We start from the raw sequence: 26,627 nt of genomic DNA, 5'->3' as shown, positions 1-26,627 counted from the left end.
CGGTGCCTCCGCCGGCCGGCAGTCGATGCGTTGATCCAGGAGCACCCATCCGCTCAAAAAAAACGGCGAGCCAGGGCTCGCCGTTTTCATGTTGATGTCGGGGCTTATTTCAGGCCGGCGGCATCGCGCAGCAGCGCGGCTTTGTCGGTCGCTTCCCACGGGAAGTGCTCGCGGCCGAAGTGGCCGTAGGCAGCGGTTTCGCGGTAGATCGGCTGCAGCAGATCCATCATCTGGATCAGGCCATATGGGCGCAGATCGAAGAATTCGCGCACCAGCAGCGTCAGCTGTTCGGTTGGCACTTTCTCGGTACCGAAGGTTTCCACCATGATGGAGGTCGGTTCCGCTACGCCGATAGCGTAAGACACCTGGATTTCGCAACGATCGGCCAGGCCGGCGGCAACGATGTTTTTCGCCACGTAGCGTGCCGCGTAGGCCGCGGAACGGTCAACCTTGGACGGATCCTTACCGGAGAAGGCGCCGCCGCCGTGGCGCGCCATGCCGCCGTAGGTGTCGACGATGATCTTACGGCCGGTCAGGCCGCAGTCGCCCATCGGGCCGCCGATAACGAAACGGCCGGTCGGGTTGATGTGGTATTTGGTGCTCGCCGTCAGCCATTCCGCCGGCAGGACCGGTTTGATGATCTCTTCCATCACCGCTTCTTGCAGATCTTTCAGCGCGATGTCTTCGGAATGCTGGGTGGACAGCACCACGGCGTCGATGCCGACGATTTTGCCGTCGTCGTACTGGAAGGTCACCTGGCTCTTCGCGTCCGGACGCAGCCACGGCAGGGTGCCGTTTTTACGCACTTCGGACTGGCGCTGCACCAGACGGTGCGCGTAGGTCACCGGGGCCGGCATCAGCACGTCGGTTTCGTTGGTGGCGTAGCCAAACATCAAGCCCTGATCGCCGGCGCCCTGCTCGAGAGGATCGGTACGGTCAACGCCCTGATTGATATCCGGGGATTGTTTGCCGATGGCGCTCAATACTGCGCAGGAGTTGGCGTCAAAGCCCATGTCCGAATGAACGTAGCCGATCTCGCGCACGGTCTTGCGGGTGATCTCTTCGATATCGACCCAGGCGCTGGTGGTGATTTCACCGCCGACCAGCACCATGCCGGTTTTCACGTAGGTTTCGCAGGCGACGCGCGCCTTCGGATCTTGTTCCAGGATGGCGTCGAGGACGGCATCGGAGATCTGGTCGGCGATTTTATCTGGATGTCCTTCGGAGACGGATTCGGACGTGAAGAGGTGTTTAGCCATTGTGTTCTTTACCTTGCATAAGACGGGTTAGAAATTACTGCACAGCGCTGGAGATCCGGCATCAAAGCGAAGGGTCTTCCGCTGATGGCGCGAGATGCATCCTGCAACGCCCCTCAGGCAAAGCCGTTAAGCAGTTTATCAGTTAACCAGTATAGATGGATTAACATCTGGACGTCTATTTTAGGTCAGGGTTTAGCCAGATTGCCAGTAATTTTTTGCGCTTTCGCTCTTTTGCGCAAACGGGTTGGCGCCATTTTCATCGCTTGAAACAGTTTTCGGCGAATTTTCATTTTGCTTTTTCACCTGCTTACCGGTATAAACTGCGCGCGCGGTTCATTTGCTGCACAGTACGGCGGTCTGGCGTGGGGGAAGGTACGATAAACTTCCGCTTTGCATTCGTCGGCATTGCGCTATTATCCGTCGCGGGCGTTCGCCGTGGCGCCGCCGCTTCATCGAACGGTCACGTTCTTACACTATTTTAGAGGCTGGGTCGTTCACTCCGAACGGCGCGCGTGGAGGTGGTTGGATTAATGATCCGTTGTCTACCGGTTGTTGGTTCCCAACAGCAGTGCCGTTCTGGCGCACATTCTTCTGCTATTTCCCGTCTTGTCTCTTTGTCACTTACCAGGTGCGATAAACACTTGGCCGCTACTCAGGATTCTCGGGCCGGCTAACGGTCGTCTGAAGAACTGAACAAGGGTAGCCTGCAGCCTTCCTGTGGGATGTTTCTTGGCCCGATTCACGAGGTTTGAACAGGGTGTCTTACAATTATATGAGTGATAAACCGATCGCTGACCGCGAACGGCGGTTCTCTTCGCTGCCGCCAGCGCGGCTTGTTGGGTTGTTCTCGCGGGTGGTAGCTGCGATAGTGGCTGACGGTTTCGTCAGTGCGGAATGTGAGGCGAACCATGTCTGATGATCTGTTGATTCACCGCCCGCCGGTTGCGGGCGAGTCTTTATCTTTGCGCTCCATGCAGGAGGTTGCCATGAATGATCGTAATGCCAGCAAGATGCTGCGTACTTATAACGTCGCCTACTGGGGCAACAATTACTATGACGTCAACGAGCTGGGCCATATCAGCGTGTGCCCGGACCCGGATGTCCCGCAGGCGCGCGTCGATCTGGCAGAACTGGTGAAAACGCGCCAGCAAGACGGCCAACGTTTGCCTGCGCTGTTCTGCTTCCCGCAGATCCTTCAGCATCGCTTGCGTTCGATCAACGCCGCGTTCAAACGCGCGCGTGAGTCTTTCGGTTACCAGGGCGGCTATTTCCTGGTGTATCCGATCAAGGTGAACCAACATCGCCGCGTGATTGAGTCGCTGGTGAACTCCGGCGAACCGCTGGGGCTGGAAGCCGGCTCCAAGGCCGAGCTGATGGCGGTGCTGGCGCATGCCGGCATGACCCGCTCGGTGATCGTCTGTAACGGCTATAAAGATCGTGAATATATTCGCCTGGCGCTGATCGGAGAAAAACTGGGGCACAAGGTGTACCTGGTGATCGAGAAGATGTCCGAGATCAACCTGGTGCTGGAAGAGGCTGAGCGGCTGAACGTGGTGCCGCGCCTGGGCGTGCGTGCGCGCCTGGCGTCGCAGGGCTCCGGCAAATGGCAGTCGAGCGGCGGCGAAAAATCCAAGTTCGGTCTGGCGGCGGTGCAGGTGCTGAAGCTGGTGGAGACCCTGCGCGAAGCGGGCCGTCTCGACAGCCTGCAACTGCTGCATTTCCACTTGGGCTCGCAGCTGGCCAACATTCGCGATATCGCCACCGGCGTGCGCGAATCGGCGCGCTTTTACGTTGAACTGCACAAGCTGGGCGTCAACATTCAGTGCTTCGACGTGGGCGGCGGCTTGGGCGTCGACTACGAAGGCACCCGCTCGCAGTCCGACTGCTCGGTGAACTACGGCCTGAACGAATACGCCAACAACGTGATTTGGGGTATCGGCGATGCCTGTAACGAACACGGCCTGCCGCACCCGACGGTGATCACCGAGTCCGGCCGCGCCGTGACCGCGCACCATACGGTGCTGGTTTCCAACGTGATCGGCGTCGAGCGCAACGAATTCAGCGAACCGTTGCCGCCGGAAGCCGACGCGCCGCGCGCGCTGGAAAGCATGTGGGAAACCTGGCTGGAAATGAACGAGCCGGAGAACCGCCGCTCGCTGCGCGAATGGCTGCACGACAGCCAGATGGATCTGCACGATGTGCATACCCAATACGCGCACGGCATGCTGGATCTGACCAAGCGCGCCTGGGCCGAGCAGCTGTATCTGAACATCTGCAACAAGATCCAGCAGCAGCTCGATCCGAGCAATCGCGCGCACCGTCCAATCATCGACGAGCTGCAAGAGCGCATGGCGGACAAGTTCTACGTCAATTTCTCGCTGTTCCAGTCGATGCCGGATGCCTGGGGTATCGATCAGCTGTTTCCGGTGCTGCCGCTGGAAGGGCTGGATAAGCCGCCGGAAGGCCGTGCGGTGCTGCTCGACATCACCTGCGATTCCGACGGCACTATCGACCATTACGTCGATGGCGACGGCGTGGCGACCACCATGCCGATGCCGCCGTACGATCCGGAGAACCCGCCGGCGCTGGGCTTCTTCATGGTCGGCGCGTACCAGGAGATCCTCGGCAACATGCACAACCTGTTCGGCGACACCGCCTCGGTTGACGTGTACGTGTTCCCGGACGGCAGCGTCGAGACCGAGTTGTCCGACGAGGGCGACACCGTGGCGGACATGCTGGAGTACGTGCAGCTCGATCCGGGTGCGCTGCTGGCCAAGTTCCGCGATCAGGTCAAAGAAACCGATCTGGACAGCGAGCTGCAGGCGCAATTCCTGGAAGAGTTTGAAGCCGGCCTGTACGGCTACACGTATCTGGAAGACGAGTAACTGCCCTCTTCAGGGGGGCGATATCGGCCCCCTTGAAGCATGGATAAAATGCGGCCATAATCAGCCGTATCGGTAGCACCGAAACAAACATCGAACAAATCCCTTTCTCGTCGGGCTAACGACGCGGGAGGGATTTTTTTTTGTAACGGCCCGGCCTCTGCGCCCGGCAACTTGTTGAACTACGAGGGTTTACTATGAGCACCTTAGGCCATCAGTCCGATAATTCATTAGTGTCCAACGCCTTTGGTTTCCTGCGCTTTCCGCTGAACTTCATGCCTTACGACAGCGATGCAGAGTGGGTCATCACCGGCATTCCGTTTGACATGGCGACCTCCGGTCGCGCCGGCGGCCGTCACGGCCCGGCGGCCATCCGTCAGGTGTCCACCAACCTGGCCTGGGAAGGCAACCGCTGGCCGTGGAGCTTCGATCTGCGCGATCGTCTGAACGTGGTTGACTGCGGCGACATCGTGTTCAACTTCGGCGACGCGCAGGACATGAGCGACAAGCTGCAGGCGCACGCGGAGAAACTGCTGAAGGCCGGTAAGCGCATGCTCTCGTTCGGCGGCGACCACTTCGTGACCCTGCCGCTGCTGCGCGCGCACGCCAAGCATTTCGGCAAGCTGGCGCTGGTGCACTTCGACGCCCACACCGATACCTACGCCAACGGCAGCAAGTTCGACCACGGCACCATGTTCTACCATGCCCCGAACGAAGGCTTGATCGATCCGCACCACTCGGTGCAGATCGGCATTCGTACCGAGTTCGATCATGACAACGGTTTTACCGTGCTGGACGCCGCGCAGGTGAACGATCGCAGCGTGGACGACCTGCTGACCCAGATCAAGGGCATCGTCGGCGATATGCCGGTGTATCTGACCTTCGACATCGACTGCCTGGATCCGGCGTTCGCACCGGGCACCGGCACGCCGGTGATCGGCGGCCTGACCTCCGATCGCGCGCTGAAGCTGGTGCGCGGCATGCAGTCGCTGAACATCGTCGGCATGGACGTGGTGGAAGTGGCGCCGGCTTATGACCAGTCCGAGATCACCGCGCTGGCCGCGGCGACCCTGGGCCTGGAGATGCTGTACCTGCAGGCGGCCAAGAAACACGCCTGACGCCAGGCTACTCCTCGCTGAAAAAGCGGCTTCCATCGTATGGGGGCCGCTTTTTTTATTGCATTTGCCGCCATCCGCGCTGCCTTCTCAGTCCGTTGCAACGCTTTTGCACAACACCGCGCAGAAATGAAACTGAGTCAGTAAAAAGGAATCTGGAGAGTGGGGAGGATGAATATACTGCGCGCGGGTGCTCTGGATCTTTGTATCTGGAGCCTGCGTGAAAGGTACAAAGAGAAAAGCCCCGAGTCGATATCCATCAACCCGAGGCCAACTCTAACGCCAGACAACGTTAAGTTAGCCTCTTACCCGCCGCGAGGCAAGGAGAAGAAGGCATGATGCCGAACAAACGGAGCCTGTTAAAATTGGTGGTTATTTGTGCCACGGTAATATCACTGGCATGGATAACTCGCAGCACGCTGTGTGAGCTGCGGATCCGATCGGGCAATACGGAGGTTGCGGCCATTTTGGCTTACGAATCCGAACGGTAAGGCAACCCGGCGACGGGGATGTTCCCCGTCTGCTGGCTGTTGGCGTCCAGATCCACGAGCACCCTCTCAACGCTTTCGGTTTTCCGCCGCACAGGGCAGAGAAACGGGTTTATGCCCGCTTCATCTGCTGTGCCAGCAACATGCGGCCAAACAGCGCGCCGCCCGCCAGCAGCGTCAGCAACTGCGAGGCGATCAGCACCGCAAAGCCTGAAGACACCTTGCCCTGGCTGGCCATCACCATGCCCATCGCCATCGGCACAAACGCCGAGAACAGATTGCCGATGCCGTTGATCAGCCCATAGGCGCTGCCGACCGCCTCCGGACGCGCATAATGTTGCAGCAGCGTGGGTATCGCCGCGCCCTGCGCCCCCCAACAGGCGTTGGCCGCCAGCAGGAAGAAGGCGATCCAGCCAAGCTGATGGCTGTGCATCACGCCATAAATGCACAGCGCGGTCGCTGCGCCGCCGCAGACGAAGATCAGCGGCGCCTGATAAGGGCGGATACGATCGAGCAACACGCCACCGAGGTATTTGGAGGCGATGCTGACGATGAAAGGCAGCGCGGCCATCCAGCCCATCTGTTTGATGGAAAAACCCTTTTCATCGGTCAGATACGCAGGCAGCCAGGCGCTGGAGCCCCACAGGTAGCTGAGCGTGGCGATCTCGATCAGCAGGATCCAGCCGAGCATCGGCGTGCGCCAGGCCAGTGCAAAGGTGCGCCAGACGCGGTTCAGCACCGGTTGCGGATCGGCAGGGCGTGAAGATGAGGATAAGGGGAGCGGGTGAACGAACAGCCGCACCAGCGCCAGCCCCAGCAGCAGGTTGAGCAGCGCCAGCAGGTGAAACGACATCGCCCAGCCGAAGTGCGCCATCAGAAAACTCACCAGCGGAAAGCCGAGCACCAGCCCCAATGAAACGCCCAATGCGCTGACCGCGTTGGGCTTGCCGCGCTCGTCGGCGGCGAAATGCTCACCGATGTACATGGTCTTCAGCGAGAACAGCGGCCCTTCGCTGACGCCAAGCAGCGCGCGCACCACGCACAGCAGCATCAGCGATCCCGCCAGCGGCGAGGCGGCGGTGAGCAGCGCCCACAGCACCACGCTCAGCGTCAGCGCGCGGCGGTAGCCCATCAGCGTTTCCAGAAACGGCGTCAGCAACATGGCGGACAGCCCGTAGCCGAGCAAAAACACCGTCATCAGCGTGCCCTGGTGAGCGCGGTCGCCGCCGAGTTGGAAGTGTTGCAGGAAGTCGGGATTGACCAACATCACGGCGATATTGACCCGATCCGCATAGGCGATAACGATCAGAAACAGCAGGGCGATCACTCCAAACCAGCGTTGACGTTGTTGCACGGCGCGTTCCTCAGTGCGAGCGGTTGACGAATTCAGGCAGCAGCAAACTCACCCGAGGATGCCAGTTAGCGCAAACGCGGGAGGATGAGGCTGATTGATGTAAAATTATTGTTATCAAATAGGGTGTGAAAGACAGAGAGAAAACACTTTTACGCGCAATGCGTCGCCGGAATCAACGCGTTTTTTGCCATAAATTAGCAAGGGAGCGCACAACTGACATAGGTTTTTCATATCGGTGCATTATTTCGTGATCCTTCCCGCATTTGTCATTTTTAAACAACCTTTCATTAACATTTGCCGTTCCGCTCGCTTGACGAAAGTTTCGCCACACTTATAGTGACTGTATTAAATAAGAAACTGAGTTTCATATATGAAACAATCAGATAGAGGATAAAAGCAATGAGCTGGAAGAATGTGTGCGAAGTGTCTCAGGTGAAAGAAGATTTTCCTTTTTCCGGCAACGTGGAAGGAAAAGAGATCGGGGTATACCTGCTCGACGGTAACTACTACGCGCTGGAAGACGTCTGCCCGCATGCCTATGCCTTGCTCAGCCAGGGGTTTGTAGACGACGGCAAGGTTGAGTGCCCGCTGCACGAAGCGCTGTTTGACGTGCGCACCGGCCAGTGCCTGCGCGAGCCGGGCGGCCGCGATCTGCAAACCTATCCCACCCGGGTGGTCGACAACCAAATCCAGATCACCTTTATCGCGGAGGAGTAATCATGCAGCACATCACCGATTTCAATCCCTGGCTGCCGGACACCCAACAGGTGACGCCGGCCCGCGAAGGCGGCAACGGTCAAATCCATCAGCCGGGCCAATTTCGCAACGTGATCTGGCAAAACCGTGCTCGTGTGCCGGACGGTTTCGAAACCGCCCTGGTGGCGGCGCTGGAAACGATCTTCGATCAGGGCGCGGAAGAGCTGGAGCAGATCGTCAGCGCGTTGAATCAGCGCCGCCTGTTCGATCGCAGCGGCCAACCGTGGAATGAGGCGACGTTCCGCGAATTCCTTCACGTTAACGGTTTCTGAGCCACATCCGGGAGAAGACAATGACAGCAAATACAACATCCTCCGAACAGAGCTTGCAGGACTATCTTGACCAGGGGCTGCGCGGCATGTGGTATCCGGTGCTGGCCAGCTGGGAAGTGGGCAACAATCCGGTCGGCATCACCCGTCTGGAGCAGCAAATCGTGGTATGGCGCGACGGTGAAGGCCAGATCCACGCGCTGGAAGACCGCTGCCCGCACCGCGGCGCGCGGCTTTCCATGGGGTGGAACCTCGGCGATCGCATCGCCTGCTGGTATCACGGGGTGGAGGTCGGCGGCGACGGCACGGTGAAAGACGTGCCGGCGGTGGATCGTTGCCCACTAGTGGGGCAAAAATGCCTGCGGTCTTACCCGGCCAAAGAAGCCTACGGCGCGGTGTTCCTTTATTTCGGCGTGATGGCGGATGAAGCGCCGGCGGAGCTGACTTTCCCGCAAGAGCTGGCGGACGAAGCGTCGTACAGCAATTTCCTGTGCACCGCCAGCTGGAACTGCAACTACCAATACGCCCTGGAAAACGTGATGGATCCGATGCACGGCACCTACCTGCACTCCTCCTCGCACTCGATGGCGGAAGGGGACCGCAAGGCGGATATGGGGCTGGAGCCGACCGACAGCGGGTTTATCTTCAAGAAGAACGGCCAGATTGGCGTCAACTTCGACTGGGTGGAGTTCGGCAACAGCGGCGCGTATTGGATGCGCCTGTCGATCCCGTACAAAAAGCGCTTCGGGCCGGGCGGTCACTTCTGGATCATCGGCATGGTGGTGCCGGAAGACAAGGATCACTGCCGGGTGTTCTTCTGGCGCATCCGCAAGGTCAAAGACTGGCAGCGCGACATGTGGCGCTTCATGTACCGCAACCGCCTGGAATCGTTGCATTGGGACGTGCTCGAGCAGGATCGCATCGTGCTTGAAAATATGGCGCCTAACGCTCGCGGTCGCGAATACCTGTACCAGCACGACGTCGGCCTTTCGCGCCTGCGCCGCCTGATGCAAAAAGAGGCGCAGAAACAGCTGGCGACGCTGCGCGAGCGGGAGGCGGCGCAGTGAACGGCCTGCTGAACGGCAAACGCATCGTGGTCACCGGGGCAGCGCGCGGCCTGGGTTACAGCTTCGCCGCCGCCATCGCCGCCGCCGGCGCGCAGGTGGTGATGTGCGACATTCTGGCGGATGAGCTGGCGGCGAGCGGCGCCGCGCTGCGTGAGCAGGGCGCTCAGGTGGAAACGCAGACCATCGATCTGGCGTCACCGGATTCGATCCGTTCGGCGTTCGAGAAGATCGCCGCAGGCGGCGGGATCGACGGTCTGGTGAACAACGCGGCGCTGGCGACCGGCGTCGGCGGCAAAACCATGATGGAATACGATATCGATCTGTGGGATCGGGTGATGCAGGTCAACGTGCGCGGCACCTGGCTGGTGAGCCAGGCGGCGGTGCCGCTGCTGGCGCGCAGCCCGCACGCCAAGATCGTCAACGTGGCGTCGGACACTGCGCTGTGGGGCGCGCCGCGCCTGATGGCCTATGTCGCCAGCAAAGGCGCGCTGATCGCGATGACTCGCTCGATGGCGCGCGAGCTGGGCCCGCAGGGGATCTGCGTCAACGCCATCGCACCGGGCCTGACGCGGGTGGAAGCCACCGAGTATGTGCCCGCCGAGCGTCATCAGCTGTACGAGCAGGGGCGCGCGCTGGCTGGGGCGCAGCACCCGGACGATGTGAACGGTACGGTGCTTTATCTGCTGTCGCCGCTGGCGGATTTCGTCACCGGCCAACTGCTGCCGGTCAACGGCGGCTTTGTATTCAACTGAGGCCCGCAGGGCCGGCGCACAGCGCAGGAGCGAGAGATGGCGGACGAGCAAGCATGTAAGTATCTGATCCCGGGGCTGGATCGCGGGTTGCAGCTGCTGCTGGCGTTTGGCGAGCAGCATAAGGAAATGACCTTCGCCGAGTTGCATCGCCTGGTCGATATGCCGAAGGCCACCGCCTACCGTGTGGTGCAGACGCTTGAGCACTTGGGCTTTCTGGAACGCAATCCGCGCACCAACACCTTTGCGCTCGGCATCAAGGTGCTGCGCCTCGGCTTTGAATACATCGCGTCGCTGGACGTGGCGCAGGCCGGCCAGCCGGTGATTGAGCAGCTGCGCGATCGCAGCCAGTGCAGCAGTCATCTGGCGATCCGCGACGGGCGCGACGTGATCTACATCGCCCGCGTCAGCGCCGCCGGTTCGCAGATCAATCAGGTCAGCGTCGGCACTCGCTTGCCGGTGCATCAAACCTCGCTCGGCCGCATGCTGTTGACCAGCGCCACCCGCAGCGAGTTCGAACAACTTTATCCGGACGCGCAGCTGCCGGGCAATGCGCCGGGCACCCCGGCGGATCGCGAAACGCTGTGGCAGATGGTGCAGCAAGACAAAGCGCGCGGCTATGTGATCGGCGAATCGTTCTTCCGCCACGGCATCTCCTCGATCGTCTACCCGATCTTCAACCGCGAGCAGCGGGTCGAGGCGGTGGTCAGCATCATGGTGCCGTCCGATGAGATCCCGAAAGCGGATCGCGAGCGGCTGCGCATGGAAGTACGCGACGCGGCGGAGAAAATTTCCGGCTTCCTCGGCGCGCCGCCGCAGGCCAACGTCGGCTAACCGACAGGACCGACTCTTTTACTCAGGCAGGGATAAGGCCCGTAGCAAACAGGGGCCGGGGTTCACTCATGCCTGAAAACCGTATGCAGCGAGAACGTGAGGCTGAACAATGAGCGTAATCGGAATCGAAAAACTGGAATTTGGCGTCGAAGATCTGCCAACCTGCGAAAAATTCATGCAAGACTTCGGCCTGCAGCCCGCCACGCAACATTGGGGCGAACCGCAGCGCGAATTCACCACCTTGAGCGGGGCGCGGATCGTCCTGCACCCGTTGCAAAGCGCGGCGCTGCCTGCGGCGTTTGAGGGCGGTTCAACCCTGCGCCGCATGACCTGGGGCGTGGCCTCGCCCGCCGAGCTGGCGCGCCTGCAGCCGCGTTTGGCGTTGATGCCCGGCTTCCGGCAGGTGGGAGAAGAGCTGGAATGCCTCGATCCCAACGGCATGACGCTGCGCTTCGTCGTCAGCCGCCAGCAGGCGGTCGAGGTGCCGGTCACGCCGATCAACCAATGGGGTGACGTGCGCCGCATCGATCAGCCCAGCCCGGTCTATGCGCAGGCGCAGCCGATCAACATCGGCCACGTGGTGTTCTTCGTTGAGGATCTGGCGGCGACCGAGCGCTTCTACCGCGAGCTGTTGGATTTCCAGGTTTCCGATCGCTATATCGATCGCGCCGTCTTCCTGCGTACCCAGGCGCGCGGCGGCCACCATAACCTGTTCCTGCTGAAGCTGCCGAACCGCCCACGGGGCCTGAACCACGTGGCGTTCACCGTGCGCGATATCCACGAAGTGATCGGCGGCGGCATCGCCATGAACAAGGAGAAGTGGAGCACCTTTATCGGCCCCGGCCGCCACCCGATCTCCTCGGCTTATTTCTGGTACGTCAACAGCCCGACCGGCGGGGCGTTCGAGTACTACACCAACGACGATTATCTGACGGAAAACTGGCAGCCTCGCGAGCTGGAGCATTCGTTGGTCTCCTTCACCGAATGGGCGGTAGAGGGCGGCATCGATCACGACACGCGCCGCCAGCATAAAAAGGCGGCGGCGTTATGAACCGGCCGGAACACGCGGGCATCGTCATCGTCGGCGGCGGCCAGGCCGGCGGCTGGGCGGCCAAGACGCTGCGCGATCGCGGTTACAGCGGCCGGCTGACGGTTGTCAGCGACGAACCCTACGATTTTTACGAGCGGCCGCCGCTGTCGAAAGCGGCGCTGCTGGATGCCGCGGCTCCCCTCAGCCGGCTGTTCAGCGAACAGACGGTGGCGGAGCTGAATATCGACTGGCGCCGCCCGCTGCGCGCCGAGTCCATCGATGCAGAACAGCAAATCGTCACGCTCAGCGACGGGCAACGGCTGCAGTTCGAGCAGTTGCTGATCGCCACCGGCGGTCGGCCGCGTTTGCCGGGCGCCGCCTGGGCGCAGCACCCGCGCGTGATGACGCTGCGTTCCTGGGACGATGCGGCTCGGTTGCGGCAGGGCCTGCAGGGTTGCGGGCGCCTGGCGATCGTCGGCGGCGGTTGGATCGGGCTGGAGATCGCCGCTTCCGCGCGCCGTCTCGGCGCCGAGGTGACGGTGTTTGAACGCCAGCCCGCGCTGTGCATGCGCAGCGTCGGCGCCGACGTTTCACAGGCGTTGCTCGAACTGCATCGTCAGCAGGGCGTCACGGTGCTGTGCGGCTGCGGCGAGATCTCGTTGGAAGATCGCGATGGCGCCGCCTGGATCGGCAGCGAAGTCAGCGATCCGCAGGCCTTCGATCTGGTGGTGGTGGGGATCGGCGTCGAGCTGAATCTTGAACTGGCGCGCAGCGCCGGGCTGGCGATCGAGTCCGGCATCGTGGTCGACGGCCAGGGGCGCACCAGCCATCCGGCGATCTTCGCCGCCGGCGACGTGGCGCGCCACCCGACGCTCGGCCTGTGCCTGCAGTCCTGGGCCTACGCGCAAAATCAGGCCATCAGCACCGCCTGCGCGATGCTCGACGCCTTCGCCGCACCGTATGACGACGTGGCCTGGCTTTGGTCGGATCAATACGACGCCAATATCCAGATCCTCGGCGTGCCGAGCGGCGGCGTGCACCATGTGGTGCGCCGCACGCCGCAGTCGCAGGTGTTCTTCACGCTGAACGCCGATCGGCAGCTGGTGCAGATGGTGGCGTTCAACGATGCGCGCACCATCAAGCTCGGCAAGCGTTGGCTGGCGAGCGGCCGGGTGCTGGATCCGCAGCAGCTGGCGGATGCGGAGTTTTCTTTGATGGCGTTGAAATAACGCCCGAACCTCGGGAGCGTTTTATGACTACGCAAGACATTGACGCCCGCGCTGGACGGGCGGGGGAAGCCGTTGCCGAAAATCCGCAGCAGCGGGTGCGCTGGTCGGTGCCGATCGCGCTGTTTGCCTGCGTGCTGCTGGCGTTTTTCGACAAGATCAGCATCGCGGCGCTGTTTTCCGATAGTGAGTTTCAGCAGGCGTTGGGCATCGGTTTTGACCCGGCGCGGCTGGGCTTGCTGATGAGCGCGTTTCTGTTCTCCTACGGCATTTCCTCGATGCTGCTCAGCGGCATCGGCGATCGGCTTAATCCGGTCAAGGTATTGATTGGCATGATGGTGGTGTGGGGCGTGCTGATGGTGTTGATGGGGATGACGCGTTCCTATCACGCCATGATGACGCTGCGCATTCTGCTCGGTATCGCCGAAGGGCCGCTGCTGCCGATGGCCTACGCCATTATTCGTCAGGCTTTCCCGCCGCAGCTGCAGGCGCGCGCCACCATGCTGTGGCTGCTCGGCACGCCGCTGGGCGCCGCGCTTGGCTTCCCGGTCACCCTGTACATCCTCAATACCTTCGACTGGCAGGCCACCTTCTTCTTTATGGCGTTTCTGACGCTGCCGGTGATGTTGCTGGTGCTGTTCGGCATGCGCCACCTGAACGTCGCGCGCCCGGCGGCGGCGACCAAGCCGGCGGTGTCCGAACGCCAACAGCATCGCCGCGAGCTGCTGCGCAGCCCGCACTTTTGGATGATCTGCCTGTTCAACATCGCCTTCCTGACCTACCTGTGGGGCATGAACGGCTGGTTGCCGAGCTACCTGATCAAGGGGAAAGGCATTCATCTGGAGCATGCCGGTTACCTCTCTTCGCTGCCGTTCATCGCCATGCTGCTTGGCGAAGTGCTGGGCGCCTGGCTGTCGGACAAGCTGGATCGGCGCGCGCTGGCCTGTTTCCTGTCGCTGTGCGGCGCCGGCCTCGGTCTGGCGGTGGTGCTGCACCTGCAGGGCACCTACAGCGTAATCGCCGCCATGGCCTTCAGCACCTTTATGTGGGGCGCCGGCGCGCCAAATATTTTCGCGCTGTTGGCGAAGGCGACCAGCAGCAAGGTCAGCGCCACCGCCGGCGGCATCTTCAACGGGTTGGGCAATTTTGCCGGCGCGCTGGCGCCGGTGCTGATGGGGGCGTTGATCGCCGCCACCGGCAATATGGATAACGGCCTGCTGTTCCTGGTGGTGATGGCTTTCGTCGGCTGCCTCATTCTGCTGCCGTTACTGAGAAAGTACTGATTAATCAATCGATTCAACAGAGGAGTGACAACATGTCTCAGGTTGAGAACAAAGCCGGCGTTAAGCCGCAGGATCTGTCGATGGAAAACTGGGTAGAGTCGCGCATCGCCCGCTTCGAAGGCCGTAAATACGACTGGAACGCGCTGAAATTCCAGGCCGACTTTGATCCGAAATACCGCCGTGCGCAGATGCGCTACATCGGCACCGGCGCCACCGGCGTGGCCAGCGACGCCAACACCATTCCGGCGGGCAATTTCACCTTCTCCACCATGGTGCTGCCGTCGAAGTGCGAGGGGCCGCTGCACCTGCACGACGACGTGGAGGAAGTGTTCTTCATGCTGAAAGGCAGCATCACGCTGATGATTCAGGATGGGGAAGAGTATTACGAGACCAGGCTGAAAGAGCGCGATCTGATCTCGGTGCCGGCGGGGGTATATCGCGGCCTGTTCAACCACGGTGAGGAAGAGGCGCTGATGTGCGTGATGCTCGGCACCGCCAAGCCGGAGATCCCAACCTATCCGGCGGATCATCCGCTATCCAAAGTGAAGCGCAACTGATGAACGGCCTGGCGCAACGCCAACGGGCGCGCTGCGGGGCGTATACCCTGAGCTGGCGCGAGGCCGGGCAGGGGCGGCCGGTGGTGTTGCTGCACGGCATCAGCTCCGGATCGGCCTCGTGGATCAAGCAGCTCAACGATAGCGGCCTGACGGATGGCCACCGTCTGTTGGCGTGGGACGCGCCGGGTTACGGCGGCAGCCTGCCGTTGGCGCATCCGCAGGCCGATGCCGCCGGTTATGCGGCGGCGTTGGCGGCGCTGATTGATGAGCTGCAGCTGGCGCAGCCGCTGATCGTCGGCCATTCGCTGGGGGCGCTGATCGGCAGCGCCTATGCCGCCGGCTATCCGGACGGGTTATGTGGATTGGTGTTGGCGGATCCGGCGCAGGGCTATGCCACGGCGCCGGAGGAAAAACGCCGGCAGGTCTATGGCCAGCGCCAACAGATGATAGAGACGCTGGGGCCGGTGGGCTACGGCGAGCAGCGGGCGGCGGCCTTGCTGCGTGAAGGGGCGGATCCGCAGGACATCGCCTGGGTGCGCAACGGCATGCAACAGCTCGATCCCGACGGCTTTCTGAGAGCCGCCTGGATGCTGGCCAACGACGATATCGGCCGCTATCTGGCGCGCTATCGCGGCCCGCTGGAGGTGTGGTGTGGTGAACAGGATCGCATTACACCGCCGGAGAAGGCGGCCGAGCTGGCGCGTGAGCAGGACGCGACGCTGCGTTTGATCGCCGCCGCCGGTCATGCCAGCTACCTCGACGCGCCGGCGTGTTTCAACCGCTATCTGCGGGACTTTACGGGAGCAATCCAACGATGAATTTTCAGCTTGAAAACCGGGTGGCGGTGGTGACCGGCGGCTCGTCGGGCATCGGTTTCGAAACCCTGAAGCTGCTGCTGGCCGAAGGGGCGAAGGTGGCGTTCTGCGGCCGCGATCCGGACAAACTGGCCGGCGCGGAGGCCAGCCTGCGTGCGGACTTCCCGCAGGCGGAGATTCTGGCGCTGCGCTGCGACGTGCTGGACGCGCAGCAGGTGGCGCAGTTCGCCGCTCAGGTGACGGCGCATTTCGGCGGCGTGGATCTGCTGATCAACAACGCCGGTCAGGGCTTCGTCGCCCATTTTGACCAGACGCCGCGCGAAGCCTGGCTGCATGAGGCCGAGCTGAAGCTGTTCGGCGTGATCAACCCGGTGCAGGCGTTCTTACCGGCGTTGGAACGGTCGGCGATCGCGTCTATCACCTGCGTGAACTCGCTGCTGGCGCTACAGCCGGAAGAACACATGATCGCCACCTCGGCGGCGCGCGCCGCGCTGCTCAACATGACGCTGACGCTGTCGAAAGAGCTGGTGGGCAAAGGCATTCGCGTTAACTCGATCTTGCTGGGGATGGTGGAGTCAGGCCAGTGGCGCCGCCGTTTCGACGAGCGCAGCGATAAAGATCAAAGCTGGGAACAGTGGACGGCGGCGATCGCCGAACGGCGCGGCATCCCGATGAAGCGCCTGGGCAAGCCGCAGGAGCCGGCGCAGGCGCTGCTGTTCCTCGCTTCGCCGCTGGCTTCCTTTACCACCGGCGCGGCGCTGGACGTATCCGGCGGCTTTAACCGCCATGTGTAGCAGGGGCCGATAAAGATGAAGAAGATCATGATGATTGGCTACGGCGCGATGGCGAAGGAAGTGATCGCCCGTTTGCCGGAAGGCGTGGAGGTCGGTTGGATCCTGGCGCGCGCGGCTCATCATGCGGCGATCGCCGCGGCCTTTGGCGGGCGGGTGCAGGCGCTGACCCATCCCGAGCAGTGTTTGCAGCGGCCGGATCTGGTGCTGGAGTGCGCCAGCCAGCAGGCGGTGGCGGAGTTCGGCGAAGCGGTGCTGCAGCGCGGTTGGCCGCTGGCGCTGATCTCGACCGGCGCGCTGGCGGACGCCGCATTGCAACAGCGGCTGCAGCAGGTTTGCCGCCGCCATCACGGGCAGCTGATCGTGCTGTCCGGTGCGGTGGCGGGGATGGATGGGCTGGCGTCGGCGCGCGAAGGCGGGCTGGAGAGCGTGACCTATCAGGCCAGCAAAAGTCCGGCCAGCTGGCGCGGCAGCCCGGCGGAGCAGCTGATCGACCTCGATGCGGTGAGCGAAGCGCAGATATTTTTTGAAGGGTCGGCGCGCGAAGCGGCGCGTTTGTTCCCGGCCAATGCCAACGTGGCGGCCACCATTGCGCTCAACGGCCTGGGGATGGACGCCACCCGGGTGCGCCTGCAGGTCGATCCCGCTACCCGGCGCAATACCCATCGTCTGCAGGTATGCGGCGACTTTGGCGAATTTCACATCGAGCTGAGCGGTACCCCGCTGGCGAGCAATCCCAAAACATCAACCCTGGCGGCGCTGAGCGCGGTACAAGCCTGCCGCCGTCTGGTGGACGGCGGTTTTATTGCCTGAACGGCAGGAGCGGAGCATGGAACGATTGAATATTTTTGTCGCCGGGCGCTGGCGTGAAGGGCGTGGCGAAGAGATGGCTTCGGTATTCCCGGCCGACGGCAGCGTCAACGCGCGGCTGCGCGCCGCCAACGTCGAGGACGTGAACGAGGCGGTGGAAGCGGCAGAGCGCGCCTGGCGCGCGCCGGAATGGCGCGGGCTGGTGCCGCATCAACGCGCCTCGATCCTCTACCGCGTCAGCAACCTGATCCTGGCGCAGCAGGAGCAGTTGGCCGAGCTGCAAACCCGCGATAACGGCAAGCCGCTGGCCGAGACCCGTGGGCTGGTGGCCAGCGCGGCGGCGACCGCGCGCTACTTTGCCGCCGCCTGCGAGGTGTTGGAAGGCGAGCTGCCGACCCCGCGCAGCGCTGAGGTGATGACGCTCAGCCAGTACCAACCGATGGGGGTGATCGCCGCCATTACGCCGTGGAACTCGCCGATCGCCAGCGAAATGCAGAAGGTGGCGCCGGCGCTGGCGGCGGGCAACGCGGTGGTGCTCAAACCGGCCGAAGCCACGCCGCTGATGGCGCTGAAGCTGGCCGAGCTGTTCGAACAGGCGGGCCTGCCGGCCGGGCTGCTCAGCGTATTGCCGGGCAAAGGTTCGGTGATCGGCGAGGCGTTGGCGCGCCATCCGCTGGTGAAAAAGATCGCCTTTACCGGCGGGACCAGTACCGGGCGCCATTTGGCGCACATCGCCGCCGACAAGCTGATCCCCACTTCGCTGGAATTGGGCGGTAAGTCGCCGACCATCGTGCTGGAGGACGCCGATCTGGAACAGGCGGCGCGCGGCATCTGCTATGGCATTTTCAGCTCCGCCGGCCAGGCATGCATCGCCGGTTCGCGGCTGTTCGTGCATCGTTCGCTGTATCAGCCGCTGCTGGCGCGCTTGACCGAACTGACGGCGGGGCTGCGCATCGGCAACCCGCTGGTGCCGGGCGTGCATCTCGGCCCGCTGATCAGCGCCAAACATCGGCAAAGCGTAGCGGACTACGTGGCGCTGGCGCGGCAGGAGGGCGGCCGGGTGATCATCGGCGGCGAAGTGCCGGCCGATCCGCTACTGGCGAGCGGCAGCTATTACCTGCCGACCATTATCGAAGGCTTGAACAACGACGCCCGCGTTTGCCAGGAAGAGATCTTCGGCCCGGTGCTGGTGGCGCTGCCGTTCGACGACGAGCAACAGCTGACTGAACAGGCTAACGACTCGGTGTACGGCCTGGCGGCTGGCATCTGGAGCCGCGACTTCCCTCGTGCGATGGCGCTGGCGGAGCGGCTGGAAACCGGCACCGTCTGGGTCAACACCTACAAAACGTTCTCGATTTCCACGCCGTTCGGCGGCTTCAAGGAGAGCGGGCTGGGCCGCGAAAAAGGCCTGAACGGCATCAAGGCCTACATGCAGCAGAAAAGCGTGTATCTGGCGCTGAGCCATCAGGTGAATCGCTGGAGCGACTAGGCCGACACCTCTACGCATAACCCTAATAACGAATACCCTAAGAAGGCAGATGATGAGCGATAAAATCACGGTTGGCGAGGCGATAGCCCGGACTCTGGAACAGTACGCGGTGTCGGCGATGTACGGCATCATTTCGATTCATAATCTGCCGATCGCCGATGCGGTGGGGCAGCGCGATAAAATTCGCTTCGTGCCGGCGCGCGGCGAAGCGGGGGCGGTCACCATGGCCGACGCGCACGGGCGCTTCTCCGGCCTGGGCGTGGCGTTGACCAGCACCGGCGCCGGCGCCGGCAACGCGGTGGGGGCGATGATTGAGGCGCTCAACGCCAACACGCCGCTGCTGCATATCACCGGCCAGGTGGAAAAAGCCTATCTGGACGCCGACGCCGGTTTTATTCATGAAACCCGCGATCAGCTCGGCTTCCTGCGCGCCTGCTCCAAACGCGCTTACCGGGTCAATTCGCCGGAGCAGGCGGTGGCGGTGATCCAGCGGGCGATCCTGGATGCGCAAACCGTGCCCTGCGGCCCGGTGGCGGTCGAGATCCCGATCGATATTCAAAGCAGCCTGGTTTCCCGTTCGGTGCTGACCGAGCCGTTGGCGCCGGCGCCGCTGCCGAAGGCGGACGATGCGGCGGTGGAACGGCTGCATCAGCGGCTGAAACAGGCCAAGCGTCCGCTGCTGTGGTTGGGGGGCGGCGCCTTGGCCTGCGGCGACGCGGTGCGCAAGCTGGCGGACGCCGGCGTAGCGGTGATCTCCAGCACCCACGGGCGCGGCATTCTGCCGGACAGCCATCCGCGCAGCCTGCGGGCGTTCCATAACTCACCGAGCATCGAAGCGATCCTGACGCAGTGCGATCTGACGCTGGTGGCCGGTTCGCGCCTGCGCAGTAATGAAACCCGTACCTGGACGCTGCCGCTGCCGCGCCCGCTGGTGCAGATTGACATCGATCCGGCGGCGGCCAACCGCAACTATCTGGCCGATGAACAGATCAACGGCGACTGTGCGGCGCTGCTGGCGGCGCTGGCGGCGCGGCTGAGCCCCGGCGAAAAGGTCAACGCCGAGTGGGATGCCGAGATCGCGGGGGCGGTGCAGCAGGCGGAGCGCGCGCTGCGCCAGCAGTCCGGCGAATACGCCAAACTCAACGACGCCATCGACGCCGCGCTGCCGCAGGACGGGTTGCTGGTACGCGATATCACCGTTTCCGGCAGCGTCTGGGGCAGCCGGCTGTTCCGGGCGATCTCGCCGCTGTGCAACATTCACTCGCTGGCGGGCGCCATCGGTATGGGGCTGCCGATGGCTATCGGCACCGCGATCGCCAACCCGCAGCGCAAGGTGGTGGGGCTGGTGGGCGACGGTGGTTTGGCACTGGGCCTGGGCGAGCTGGCGACCATGGCGCAGGAACAGGTGAACATCACCCTGATTATCATGAACGACGGCGGTTATGGCGTGATGCGCGGCATTCAGGACAAGTACTTCGCCGGGCGTCAGTATTACAACGAGCTGCATACGCCGGCCTTTACCCAGGTCGCCGAAGCGATGGGGTTGAAGGCCTGGAAGGTGGACGCGGCATCGCAGTTCAACGGCGTGCTGGCCGAGGCGATCAACTACCCGGGGCCGTCGGTGGTCGAGGTGGATATGAAGCAGGTCGGGCCGCTGACCTTCGCCGGGCCGCCGCAGAAGACGCTGTATTGAGACGATAAAAAACGCCCGGCGATTGCCGGGCGTTCTCGTGGTTATTTCTCTGCCGCGATGCGATCGCGAATGTGCTGAGCGCGCGCTTGGGAAGACGGGTGATCGTCGAACATGCTGCTCTGACGGCCGGCTTCCATCTGGGCCAGTTTTTCGAAGCTGGTGGCCAGGCCATTCGGATCGATGCCGCGCTTTTTCAGCAGATCGAACGAGTAATCATCCGCTTCGCTTTCCTGCTTCTGCGAGAACTGGGCGCTGACCAGCTTCTCGCCGATGTCCGCCAGCTGCGACTGCGACAGCGAGCCGATGACGCCGCCAGCGGAGGACGCCGCGGTGCGCAGCGCCACGGTGCCGTAAGCCACCTGCATCGCCTTGCGGGTGTGGCCCAGCGCCACGTGGCCCATTTCATGGCCCAGCACGCCTTCGACTTCGTTGTCGTTCATCATGTCCATCAGGCCGCTGTAGACGCGGATGCAGCCGTTGGCCATCGCCCAGGCGTTGACGTCTTTGGTCACGTAGACCTTGTAGTTGGCCGGGGTGCCGTTGATGTTGTCGCCCAGCGCCGCGGCGATTTTGTTGAGACGCTTGGCGTAGGTGCTGTCGGCCGGCGCGATTTGTGCCTTGCTGTCCATCTCGGCGCAGGATTTATCACTCAGGGCCTTAACGTCGTTGTTGCTCAGGGTCGCCGCCTGGAACGCCTGCGCGCCGGACTGCATCAAGGTTTCGGTATTCAGGTTTTGACAGCCGGTTGCCAAGGTGGCAATGCCCAACGCAATCAAAGAGGTACGGATCTTCATAACGCCATCTTCCTGTGAAGGTAACAAGGTAAAAGAGTCATTTTGCTTGGAGGAAATCTTGTTGCAAGAGCCTAGTGTACGCCAGCCGGGGCGAGAATAGTGTTATTCCGAAAAAGCGTCCAATCGTGCTAATAAGTGGTGAACTCGCTCTCATTTGGCATTAGGGATTGCCGTTGTGATGTGGAGTCTGAGAAAATAGGGAACTTGACTGCTTTTTTTATCCGACCTGGAGTAAAACATGTCCTCTCGTAAAGAGCTTGCCAACGCCATCCGCGCACTCAGCATGGACGCCGTACAAAAAGCCAATTCCGGCCACCCCGGTGCCCCTATGGGCATGGCGGACATCGCCGAAGTCCTGTGGCGTGACTACCTCAACCACAACCCGACTAACCCGCACTGGGCTGACCGCGACCGTTTCGTGCTCTCCAACGGCCACGGCTCCATGTTGATTTACAGCCTCCTGCACCTCACCGGCTATGACCTGCCGATGCGCGAGCTGGAAAACTTCCGTCAGCTGCATTCCAAAACCCCGGGCCACCCGGAGTACGGCTACACCCCGGGCGTTGAGACCACCACCGGCCCGCTGGGCCAGGGCATTGCCAACGCCGTCGGCTTCGCCATCGCCGAACGCACCCTGGCGGCGCAGTTCAACCGCCCGGGCCACGACATCGTTGACCACCACACCTACGCCTTCATGGGCGATGGCTGCATGATGGAAGGCATCTCGCACGAAGTCTGCTCTCTGGCCGGTACCCTCAAGCTCGGCAAGCTGACCGCTTTCTACGATGACAACGGCATCTCCATCGACGGCCACGTCGACGGCTGGTTCACCGACGACACCGCCCTGCGCTTCGAAGCCTACGGCTGGCACGTGGTGCGCAACGTTGACGGCCACAACCCGGACGCCATCAAGGCCGCGATTGAAGAAGCCCGCAAGGTGACCGACAAGCCGTCGCTGCTGATGTGCAAGACCGTTATCGGCTTCGGTTCGCCGAACAAGGCCGGCACCCATGACGTGCACGGCGCCGCGCTGGGCGCCGCCGAAGTGGCCGCCACCCGCGAAGCGCTGGGCTGGAAATACGCCGCCTTTGAAATCCCGCAGGACATCTACGCCCAGTGGGACGCCAAGGAAGCCGGTCAGGCCAAAGAAGCGGCCTGGAACGACAAATTCGCCGCCTACGCGAGGGCCTTCCCGGAGCTGGCCGCCGAGTTCAAGCGCCGCATAAACGGCGAGCTGCCGGCCGACTGGAAAGCCGACGCCAAGGCGTTCGTTGAAAAACTGCAGGCCAACCCGGCCAACATCGCCAGCCGCAAGGCGTCGCAGAACGCGCTGGAAGCGTTCGGCAAGGTGCTGCCGGAGTTCCTGGGCGGCTCTGCCGACCTGGCGCCGAGCAACCTGACCATGTGGTCCGGCTCGAAAGCGCTGAACGTTGACCCGGCGGGCAACTACATTCATTACGGCGTGCGCGAGTTCGGCATGACCGCCATCACCAACGGCATCGCGCTGCACGGCGGCTTCCTGCCGTACTCGGCGACCTTCCTGATGTTCGTGGAATACGCCCGCAACGCGGTGCGCATGGCGGCGCTGATGAAGCTGCGCAACGTGTTCGTCTACACCCACGACTCCATCGGTCTGGGCGAAGACGGCCCGACCCACCAGCCGGTGGAGCAGCTGGCGAGCCTGCGCGTGACCCCGAACATGAGCACCTGGCGCCCGTGTGACCAGGTGGAATCGGCGGTGGCGTGGCAGTACGGCATCGAGCGCAACGACGGCCCGACCACGCTGGTGTTCTCGCGTCAGAACCTGACCCAGCAGCCACGCAGCGCAGAGCAGCTGGCGAACGTGTACCGCGGCGGCTACGTGCTGAAAGACTGCGCGGGCACGCCGGACGTCATCCTGATTGCCACCGGCTCCGAAGTGGGCATCACGGTGGAAGCGGCGGACCAGCTGACCGCGGCGGGCCGCAAGGTGCGCGTGGTGTCGATGCCGTCGACGGACGCGTTCGACAAGCAGGATGCGGCGTACCGCGAGTCGGTGCTGCCGGCGGCGGTAACGGCGCGCGTGGCGGTGGAAGCGGGTATCGCGGACTACTGGTACAAGTACGTGGGGCTGAACGGCGCTATCGTGGGCATGACCACCTTCGGTGAGTCGGCACCGGCGGAGCAGCTGTTCGCCGAGTTCGGCTTCACCGTGGACAACGTGGTGGCCAAGGCGCAGGCGCTGCTGAAGTAAGCGGCCTGGCGCCAGCCAATAAGAAAGCCGGTCATCGTGACCGGCTTTTTTATGGGCGGAACCCGCGGTTACGACGCGGCGTTGGCGCTTTCGACGCTGCGCAACCGGTCGTAAGCCGCCGCCAGCAACAGCACCAGCAGCGTAGGCTGCAGCCAGACCAGACCCTGTTCGGCCAGCGGCAGCTTATCGAACCAGGCGGGCAGCAGGCCGCTGAAGCTGGAGGCCTTCAGGCCGTCGGCGAGGCCAAACACCAGGCTGGTGGCGATCACCGGCGCGAAGACGCGCTTGGCGCTGCGCCAGTGGTTCTGACTGAAGCTGAGCAACACCAGCGCGATGCAGGGCGGATAGATCGCCGTCAGCACCGGCAGCGAGACGCGGATCAGATTGGCCAGCCCCATGTTGGAGACCAGCATGGCGAAGAGGGCGAGGATGACCACCAGCGCGCGGTAAGAGAGCGGCAGGTAGCGGGAGAAGAAGTCCGCGCAGGCGCAGGTCATGCCGACCGCCGTCACCAGGCAGGCGATGAACATCAGCACCGCCATAAAGATGCTGCCCAGATCGCCGAAGGTGTGCTGCACATAGGCGTGCAGGATCGCCGCGCCATCCTGAGCGCCACTCTCGACCAGGCCGCCGCTGCCGGCGCCGAGCTTGAACATGCAGATATAGACCAGCGTCAGGCCGACGCCGGCGATCAGGCTGGCCCACAGGGTGTAGCGCAGCAGCAGGCCGCTGTCGCTGACGCCGCGCGAGCGGGCGGCGGTGACGATAATCGAGCCGAACATCAGCGCCGACAGCGTGTCCATGGTTTGATACCCCTGCACGAAGCCGGTGGAAAACGCCGCTGCCTGATAGCTGCCGACGGCGGAGACCGGTTCACCGGCGGGCCAAACCAGGGCGGCGATGCCGAGCGCGGCCAGCGCCAGAATTTTTAGCGGCGCCAGAATATGGCCGACGTTATCGAGCAAGCGGCCGGGATACAGCGAGACGATCATCGCCAGGGTAAAGAACAGCAGGCTGTAGATGAACTGCGGCAGGGCGCCGTCGCCGGTGAAGGGCGCGATGCCGAGGGCGAAAGAGACATTGGCGGTTCGCGGCGTGGCGAACAGCGGGCCGAGCGCCAGATAGCAGACGGTCGCCAACAGCAGGCCGGCGGTGCGGCCGATGGGGCCGGTCAGCAGGCTGATGCTGCCGCCGACGCGCGCCAGCGCGATCACGGCGATCACCGGCAGGGCGACGGCGGTCACCATAAACCCGAGGGCGGCCGGCCACAGATGTTCGCCGGACTGCAGCCCCACCAGCGGCGGGAAAATGATGTTGCCGGCGCCGACAAACAGGGCGAAGGTCATAAAGCCCAGGGCGATAATGTCTTTCGGGGATAAATTCTTGGTCATAACGGTATGGCACTGCCTGTATTCATGAAATAAACGGCCTGGCTGCGGATGGAGAACCGCAGAAGGGCAGGCGCAGGGGGCCGCGAGCGCCCGCAAAATTTTCGTCCGGCAGGATATAATAATTCGGCGACAAAAACCTGATTAATCCAGCGCTGTTTATCCTGGCGTGAACCGGCCGCACAGAGGGATCATGGCGGCCGGCCCGGCAGGGCTTTAGCTCGCGCGCGCCACCCTGTCTATCGACAGCGGGATTTCGATATGCGGTTTGAAAGAGTCATAGGCGAAAGAGACATGGCCGTCTTCGACCGGTTTGCGGGTGAAAAAGATCAGCATATCGCGGGTCGAATGCCGGCGTTTGTCCTGAAGTTTCCAAGATCGCCATCGTACAGCGAATTCGCCTGCTGCGGCGCTCTCGCCTGGCCGAATAGTCTGCAACAGAAAGTGCCGTAAAGCCCGCGCTGCCGGGCTTTTTTGTTGGCTAAAAAACGCCCAGCCTCACAAAACCGAAAGATAACAAAGCAACGCCGTTGCCTCGTTGCAGTTATTAACTATATGTTAATTTTTAGTTTATTAAATGTGATCAGGGGATGGATGATGATGAAAAAAATCAGCGCGACCGTAGCTGCAATCACCTTACTGGGCTCCGTTTCCGCCTATGCGGCCTTCCCGGCGGGCTACCCCGCCGACTATCAGAAATGGGTCGACGGCGCGAAGAAAGAAGGCAAAGTGGTGATTTACTCGACCACCGACACCAAGGCGGCGGCGCCGCTGATTCAGGGGTTCGAGGCGTTGTATCCGGGCATCAAGGTGGAATACAACGACATGAACAGCACCGAACTCTATAACCGCTTCATCAGCGAGCAGGCGGCCGGCGGCACCAGCGGCGACGTGGTGTGGAGCTCGTCGATGGACACCATTTTGAAACTGGCGGGCGATTACGCGCAGGAGTATGCCTCCCCTGAGCAGGCCCAGCTGCCGAAATGGGCGGTATGGCAAGATAAAGTGTATGGCACCACCTATGAGCCGGTGGTGTTTATCTATAACAAACGCCTGATCCCGCAAGGCGATGTGCCGGATTCGCACGCGGCGCTGGCCAAGCTGATCGCCGGCCAGACGGACAAATTCAAGAAGAAAGTCACCACGTACGACATCGAAAAATCCGGCGTCGGCTTCATGCTGTCGGTGCAGGACTTCAAGGCCGATCCCAACTACTTCAAAACGCTGGCCGACGTGGCCAAGGGCGGGCTGGCGGTGCAATCCTCCACCGGCACCATGATGGAACGCGTCTCCTCCGGTGAAAACCTGATCGGCTTCAATATCCTCGGTTCGTACGCCGAGGCCCGCGCCAAAAGCGACCCGTCGCTCGGCATCGTCTATCCGAAAGACTATACCCTGGTGCTGTCGCGCGTGAGCTTCATCAGCAAAGAGGCCGGCAACCCTAACGCCGCCAAGCTGTGGTTCGACTACGTGCTGTCGGAGGAAGGGCAAAGTATTCTCGCCAATCAGGCGGATATCCCCTCGATCCGCAACGACATCGAAGGCAAGAACGACATCGACGGCATGACCAAGCTGTTGGGTAACGCGCTCAAGCCGATCCCGGTCGACGACAGCCTGCTGGAATATCTGCAGCCGGCCAAACGCCTCGACTACATCAAACAGTGGCGCGCCGCCGCGGCGAAATAACAGGGACTGCATTCGGACGTGCGCCTGCCTTAGAGGCGCGCGCCCTTTGGTCGTCGTTT

General features: G+C 62.5%; 23 protein-coding genes. 19 read left to right on the top strand and 4 right to left on the bottom strand.

Translation table 11 applies throughout. The annotated features are described in order from the left end of the window. Positions 1 to 104: 104 nt before the first annotated feature. Positions 105 to 1,259, bottom strand: a complete 1,155-nt coding sequence (gene metK / locus SSARUM2_RS20350) for a methionine adenosyltransferase (protein ID WP_049235236.1) — start codon at positions 1,257 to 1,259, stop codon at positions 105 to 107. A gap of 908 nt (positions 1,260 to 2,167) precedes the next feature. Between metK and speA the strand changes: the two genes are divergently transcribed. The 3 genes from speA to SSARUM2_RS20335 all read left to right on the top strand — a co-directional run bounded on the left by speA (position 2,168) and on the right by SSARUM2_RS20335 (position 5,747). Beyond that, complete coding sequence (speA, locus tag SSARUM2_RS20345; protein WP_033649617.1) at positions 2,168 to 4,144, top strand: biosynthetic arginine decarboxylase; 1,977 nt, start codon at positions 2,168 to 2,170, stop codon at positions 4,142 to 4,144. Positions 4,145 to 4,338: 194 nt separating this feature from the next. Then, positions 4,339 to 5,259 (top strand): agmatinase, encoded by a 921-nt coding sequence (speB, locus tag SSARUM2_RS20340; protein WP_004937606.1) that lies wholly within the window; start codon positions 4,339 to 4,341, stop codon positions 5,257 to 5,259. Positions 5,260 to 5,594: 335 nt separating this feature from the next. After that, positions 5,595 to 5,747, top strand: coding sequence for a Hok/Gef family protein (locus SSARUM2_RS20335; protein WP_033638576.1), 153 nt, complete (start codon positions 5,595 to 5,597; stop codon positions 5,745 to 5,747). Between the two features lie 109 nt (positions 5,748 to 5,856). Here SSARUM2_RS20335 and SSARUM2_RS20330 read toward each other — a convergent pair whose 3' ends face one another. Next, on the bottom strand, positions 5,857 to 7,098 hold the full coding sequence (locus SSARUM2_RS20330; protein ID WP_033635903.1) for an MFS transporter: 1,242 nt from the start codon (positions 7,096 to 7,098) through the stop codon (positions 5,857 to 5,859). A 399-nt stretch (positions 7,099 to 7,497) separates the two neighbouring features. On the opposite strand from SSARUM2_RS20330, the gene SSARUM2_RS20325 reads away from it, so the two are divergent. The 14 genes from SSARUM2_RS20325 to SSARUM2_RS20260 all read left to right on the top strand — a co-directional run bounded on the left by SSARUM2_RS20325 (position 7,498) and on the right by SSARUM2_RS20260 (position 20,467). Continuing rightward, positions 7,498 to 7,815: a non-heme iron oxygenase ferredoxin subunit gene (locus SSARUM2_RS20325; protein ID WP_033632120.1), complete on the top strand. Its 318-nt coding sequence runs from the start codon at positions 7,498 to 7,500 to the stop codon at positions 7,813 to 7,815. A gap of 2 nt (positions 7,816 to 7,817) precedes the next feature. Continuing rightward, the gene (locus tag SSARUM2_RS20320) at positions 7,818 to 8,126 is read left to right on the top strand and encodes a recombinase-like helix-turn-helix domain-containing protein (RefSeq protein ID WP_004937617.1); all 309 of its coding nucleotides are present in this window, start codon (positions 7,818 to 7,820) and stop codon (positions 8,124 to 8,126) included. Between the two features lie 20 nt (positions 8,127 to 8,146). After that, entirely contained in the window at positions 8,147 to 9,190 is a 1,044-nt protein-coding gene (locus SSARUM2_RS20315) for an aromatic ring-hydroxylating dioxygenase subunit alpha (protein WP_049235418.1), read from the top strand. Next, positions 9,187 to 9,942, top strand: coding sequence for an SDR family oxidoreductase (locus SSARUM2_RS20310; protein ID WP_033635901.1), 756 nt, complete (start codon positions 9,187 to 9,189; stop codon positions 9,940 to 9,942). Before SSARUM2_RS20315 ends, SSARUM2_RS20310 begins: the two co-directional genes overlap by 4 nt. Before the next feature lie 36 nt (positions 9,943 to 9,978). Next, positions 9,979 to 10,773, top strand: a complete 795-nt coding sequence (locus tag SSARUM2_RS20305) for an IclR family transcriptional regulator (protein WP_004937625.1) — start codon at positions 9,979 to 9,981, stop codon at positions 10,771 to 10,773. A gap of 109 nt (positions 10,774 to 10,882) precedes the next feature. After that, positions 10,883 to 11,824, top strand: a complete 942-nt coding sequence (locus SSARUM2_RS20300) for a VOC family protein (protein ID WP_060431527.1) — start codon at positions 10,883 to 10,885, stop codon at positions 11,822 to 11,824. Beyond that, complete coding sequence (locus SSARUM2_RS20295) at positions 11,821 to 13,032, top strand: FAD-dependent oxidoreductase (protein ID WP_060431528.1); 1,212 nt, start codon at positions 11,821 to 11,823, stop codon at positions 13,030 to 13,032. The genes SSARUM2_RS20300 and SSARUM2_RS20295 overlap by 4 nt, the downstream gene beginning before the upstream one ends. 23 nt (positions 13,033 to 13,055) lie before the next feature. Beyond that, positions 13,056 to 14,312, top strand: coding sequence for an MFS transporter (locus SSARUM2_RS20290; protein ID WP_041036617.1), 1,257 nt, complete (start codon positions 13,056 to 13,058; stop codon positions 14,310 to 14,312). 32 nt (positions 14,313 to 14,344) lie between these two features. Then, entirely contained in the window at positions 14,345 to 14,869 is a 525-nt protein-coding gene (locus tag SSARUM2_RS20285; RefSeq protein ID WP_004937634.1) for a cupin domain-containing protein, read from the top strand. Next, on the top strand, positions 14,869 to 15,687 hold the full coding sequence (locus tag SSARUM2_RS20280) for an alpha/beta hydrolase (RefSeq protein ID WP_041036614.1): 819 nt from the start codon (positions 14,869 to 14,871) through the stop codon (positions 15,685 to 15,687). Before SSARUM2_RS20285 ends, SSARUM2_RS20280 begins: the two co-directional genes overlap by 1 nt. Beyond that, entirely contained in the window at positions 15,684 to 16,478 is a 795-nt protein-coding gene (locus SSARUM2_RS20275) for an SDR family oxidoreductase (protein WP_049235414.1), read from the top strand. The genes SSARUM2_RS20280 and SSARUM2_RS20275 overlap by 4 nt, the downstream gene beginning before the upstream one ends. Positions 16,479 to 16,493: 15 nt before the next feature. Continuing rightward, positions 16,494 to 17,288, top strand: coding sequence for an aspartate dehydrogenase (locus SSARUM2_RS20270; RefSeq protein WP_049235413.1), 795 nt, complete (start codon positions 16,494 to 16,496; stop codon positions 17,286 to 17,288). 16 nt (positions 17,289 to 17,304) lie between these two features. Further along, entirely contained in the window at positions 17,305 to 18,774 is a 1,470-nt protein-coding gene (locus SSARUM2_RS20265; RefSeq protein ID WP_049195191.1) for an aldehyde dehydrogenase, read from the top strand. 52 nt (positions 18,775 to 18,826) lie between these two features. Next, entirely contained in the window at positions 18,827 to 20,467 is a 1,641-nt protein-coding gene (locus tag SSARUM2_RS20260; RefSeq protein WP_060453159.1) for a thiamine pyrophosphate-binding protein, read from the top strand. Between the two features lie 41 nt (positions 20,468 to 20,508). Here the strand turns inward: SSARUM2_RS20260 and SSARUM2_RS20255 are convergent, their stop codons facing one another. Beyond that, positions 20,509 to 21,261, bottom strand: coding sequence for a M48 family metallopeptidase (locus SSARUM2_RS20255; protein ID WP_033654702.1), 753 nt, complete (start codon positions 21,259 to 21,261; stop codon positions 20,509 to 20,511). A 238-nt stretch (positions 21,262 to 21,499) separates the two neighbouring features. Here SSARUM2_RS20255 and tkt point away from each other — a divergent pair, with 238 nt between their 5' ends. Next, positions 21,500 to 23,494, top strand: coding sequence for a transketolase (gene tkt, locus SSARUM2_RS20250; RefSeq protein ID WP_060452494.1), 1,995 nt, complete (start codon positions 21,500 to 21,502; stop codon positions 23,492 to 23,494). 68 nt (positions 23,495 to 23,562) lie between these two features. Here tkt and brnQ read toward each other — a convergent pair whose 3' ends face one another. After that, positions 23,563 to 24,885 carry a branched-chain amino acid transport system II carrier protein gene (gene brnQ / locus SSARUM2_RS20245; protein ID WP_060452493.1) on the bottom strand — a complete coding sequence of 441 codons (1,323 nt, stop codon included), beginning with the start codon at positions 24,883 to 24,885 and terminating at the stop codon, positions 23,563 to 23,565. A gap of 594 nt (positions 24,886 to 25,479) precedes the next feature. Between brnQ and SSARUM2_RS20240 the strand changes: the two genes are divergently transcribed. Next, complete coding sequence (locus SSARUM2_RS20240) at positions 25,480 to 26,568, top strand: ABC transporter substrate-binding protein (RefSeq protein WP_060452673.1); 1,089 nt, start codon at positions 25,480 to 25,482, stop codon at positions 26,566 to 26,568. Positions 26,569 to 26,627 lie beyond the last annotated feature (59 nt).

The sequence above is a fragment of the Serratia sp. K-E0102 genome (genome assembly GCF_029962625.1).
Taxonomy (GTDB): domain Bacteria; phylum Pseudomonadota; class Gammaproteobacteria; order Enterobacterales; family Enterobacteriaceae; genus Serratia; species Serratia sarumanii.
This window is presented reverse-complemented; position numbering and strand designations above follow the sequence as displayed.

Excerpts from the sequence above, each read along its gene's own strand:
- SSARUM2_RS20240 (WP_060452673.1), top strand. The coding sequence starts at position 25,480 with ATGATGAAAAAAATCAGCGCGACCGTAGCTGCAATCACCTTACTGGGC.
- SSARUM2_RS20325 (WP_033632120.1), top strand. The coding sequence starts at position 7,498 with ATGAGCTGGAAGAATGTGTGCGAAGTGTCTCAGGTGAAAGAAGATTTT.
- SSARUM2_RS20290 (WP_041036617.1), top strand. The coding sequence starts at position 13,056 with ATGACTACGCAAGACATTGACGCCCGCGCTGGACGGGCGGGGGAAGCC.
- SSARUM2_RS20275 (WP_049235414.1), top strand. The coding sequence starts at position 15,684 with ATGAATTTTCAGCTTGAAAACCGGGTGGCGGTGGTGACCGGCGGCTCG.
- SSARUM2_RS20315 (WP_049235418.1), top strand. The coding sequence starts at position 8,147 with ATGACAGCAAATACAACATCCTCCGAACAGAGCTTGCAGGACTATCTT.
- SSARUM2_RS20285 (WP_004937634.1), top strand. The coding sequence starts at position 14,345 with ATGTCTCAGGTTGAGAACAAAGCCGGCGTTAAGCCGCAGGATCTGTCG.
- SSARUM2_RS20280 (WP_041036614.1), top strand. The coding sequence starts at position 14,869 with ATGAACGGCCTGGCGCAACGCCAACGGGCGCGCTGCGGGGCGTATACC.
- SSARUM2_RS20300 (WP_060431527.1), top strand. The coding sequence starts at position 10,883 with ATGAGCGTAATCGGAATCGAAAAACTGGAATTTGGCGTCGAAGATCTG.
- SSARUM2_RS20270 (WP_049235413.1), top strand. The coding sequence starts at position 16,494 with ATGAAGAAGATCATGATGATTGGCTACGGCGCGATGGCGAAGGAAGTG.
- tkt (WP_060452494.1), top strand. The coding sequence starts at position 21,500 with ATGTCCTCTCGTAAAGAGCTTGCCAACGCCATCCGCGCACTCAGCATG.
- metK (WP_049235236.1), bottom strand. The coding sequence starts at position 1,259 with ATGGCTAAACACCTCTTCACGTCCGAATCCGTCTCCGAAGGACATCCA.
- SSARUM2_RS20305 (WP_004937625.1), top strand. The coding sequence starts at position 9,979 with ATGGCGGACGAGCAAGCATGTAAGTATCTGATCCCGGGGCTGGATCGC.
- SSARUM2_RS20255 (WP_033654702.1), bottom strand. The coding sequence starts at position 21,261 with ATGAAGATCCGTACCTCTTTGATTGCGTTGGGCATTGCCACCTTGGCA.
- SSARUM2_RS20295 (WP_060431528.1), top strand. The coding sequence starts at position 11,821 with ATGAACCGGCCGGAACACGCGGGCATCGTCATCGTCGGCGGCGGCCAG.
- SSARUM2_RS20320 (WP_004937617.1), top strand. The coding sequence starts at position 7,818 with ATGCAGCACATCACCGATTTCAATCCCTGGCTGCCGGACACCCAACAG.
- speB (WP_004937606.1), top strand. The coding sequence starts at position 4,339 with ATGAGCACCTTAGGCCATCAGTCCGATAATTCATTAGTGTCCAACGCC.
- speA (WP_033649617.1), top strand. The coding sequence starts at position 2,168 with ATGTCTGATGATCTGTTGATTCACCGCCCGCCGGTTGCGGGCGAGTCT.
- SSARUM2_RS20260 (WP_060453159.1), top strand. The coding sequence starts at position 18,827 with ATGAGCGATAAAATCACGGTTGGCGAGGCGATAGCCCGGACTCTGGAA.
- SSARUM2_RS20265 (WP_049195191.1), top strand. The coding sequence starts at position 17,305 with ATGGAACGATTGAATATTTTTGTCGCCGGGCGCTGGCGTGAAGGGCGT.
- brnQ (WP_060452493.1), bottom strand. The coding sequence starts at position 24,885 with ATGACCAAGAATTTATCCCCGAAAGACATTATCGCCCTGGGCTTTATG.
- SSARUM2_RS20335 (WP_033638576.1), top strand. The coding sequence starts at position 5,595 with ATGCCGAACAAACGGAGCCTGTTAAAATTGGTGGTTATTTGTGCCACG.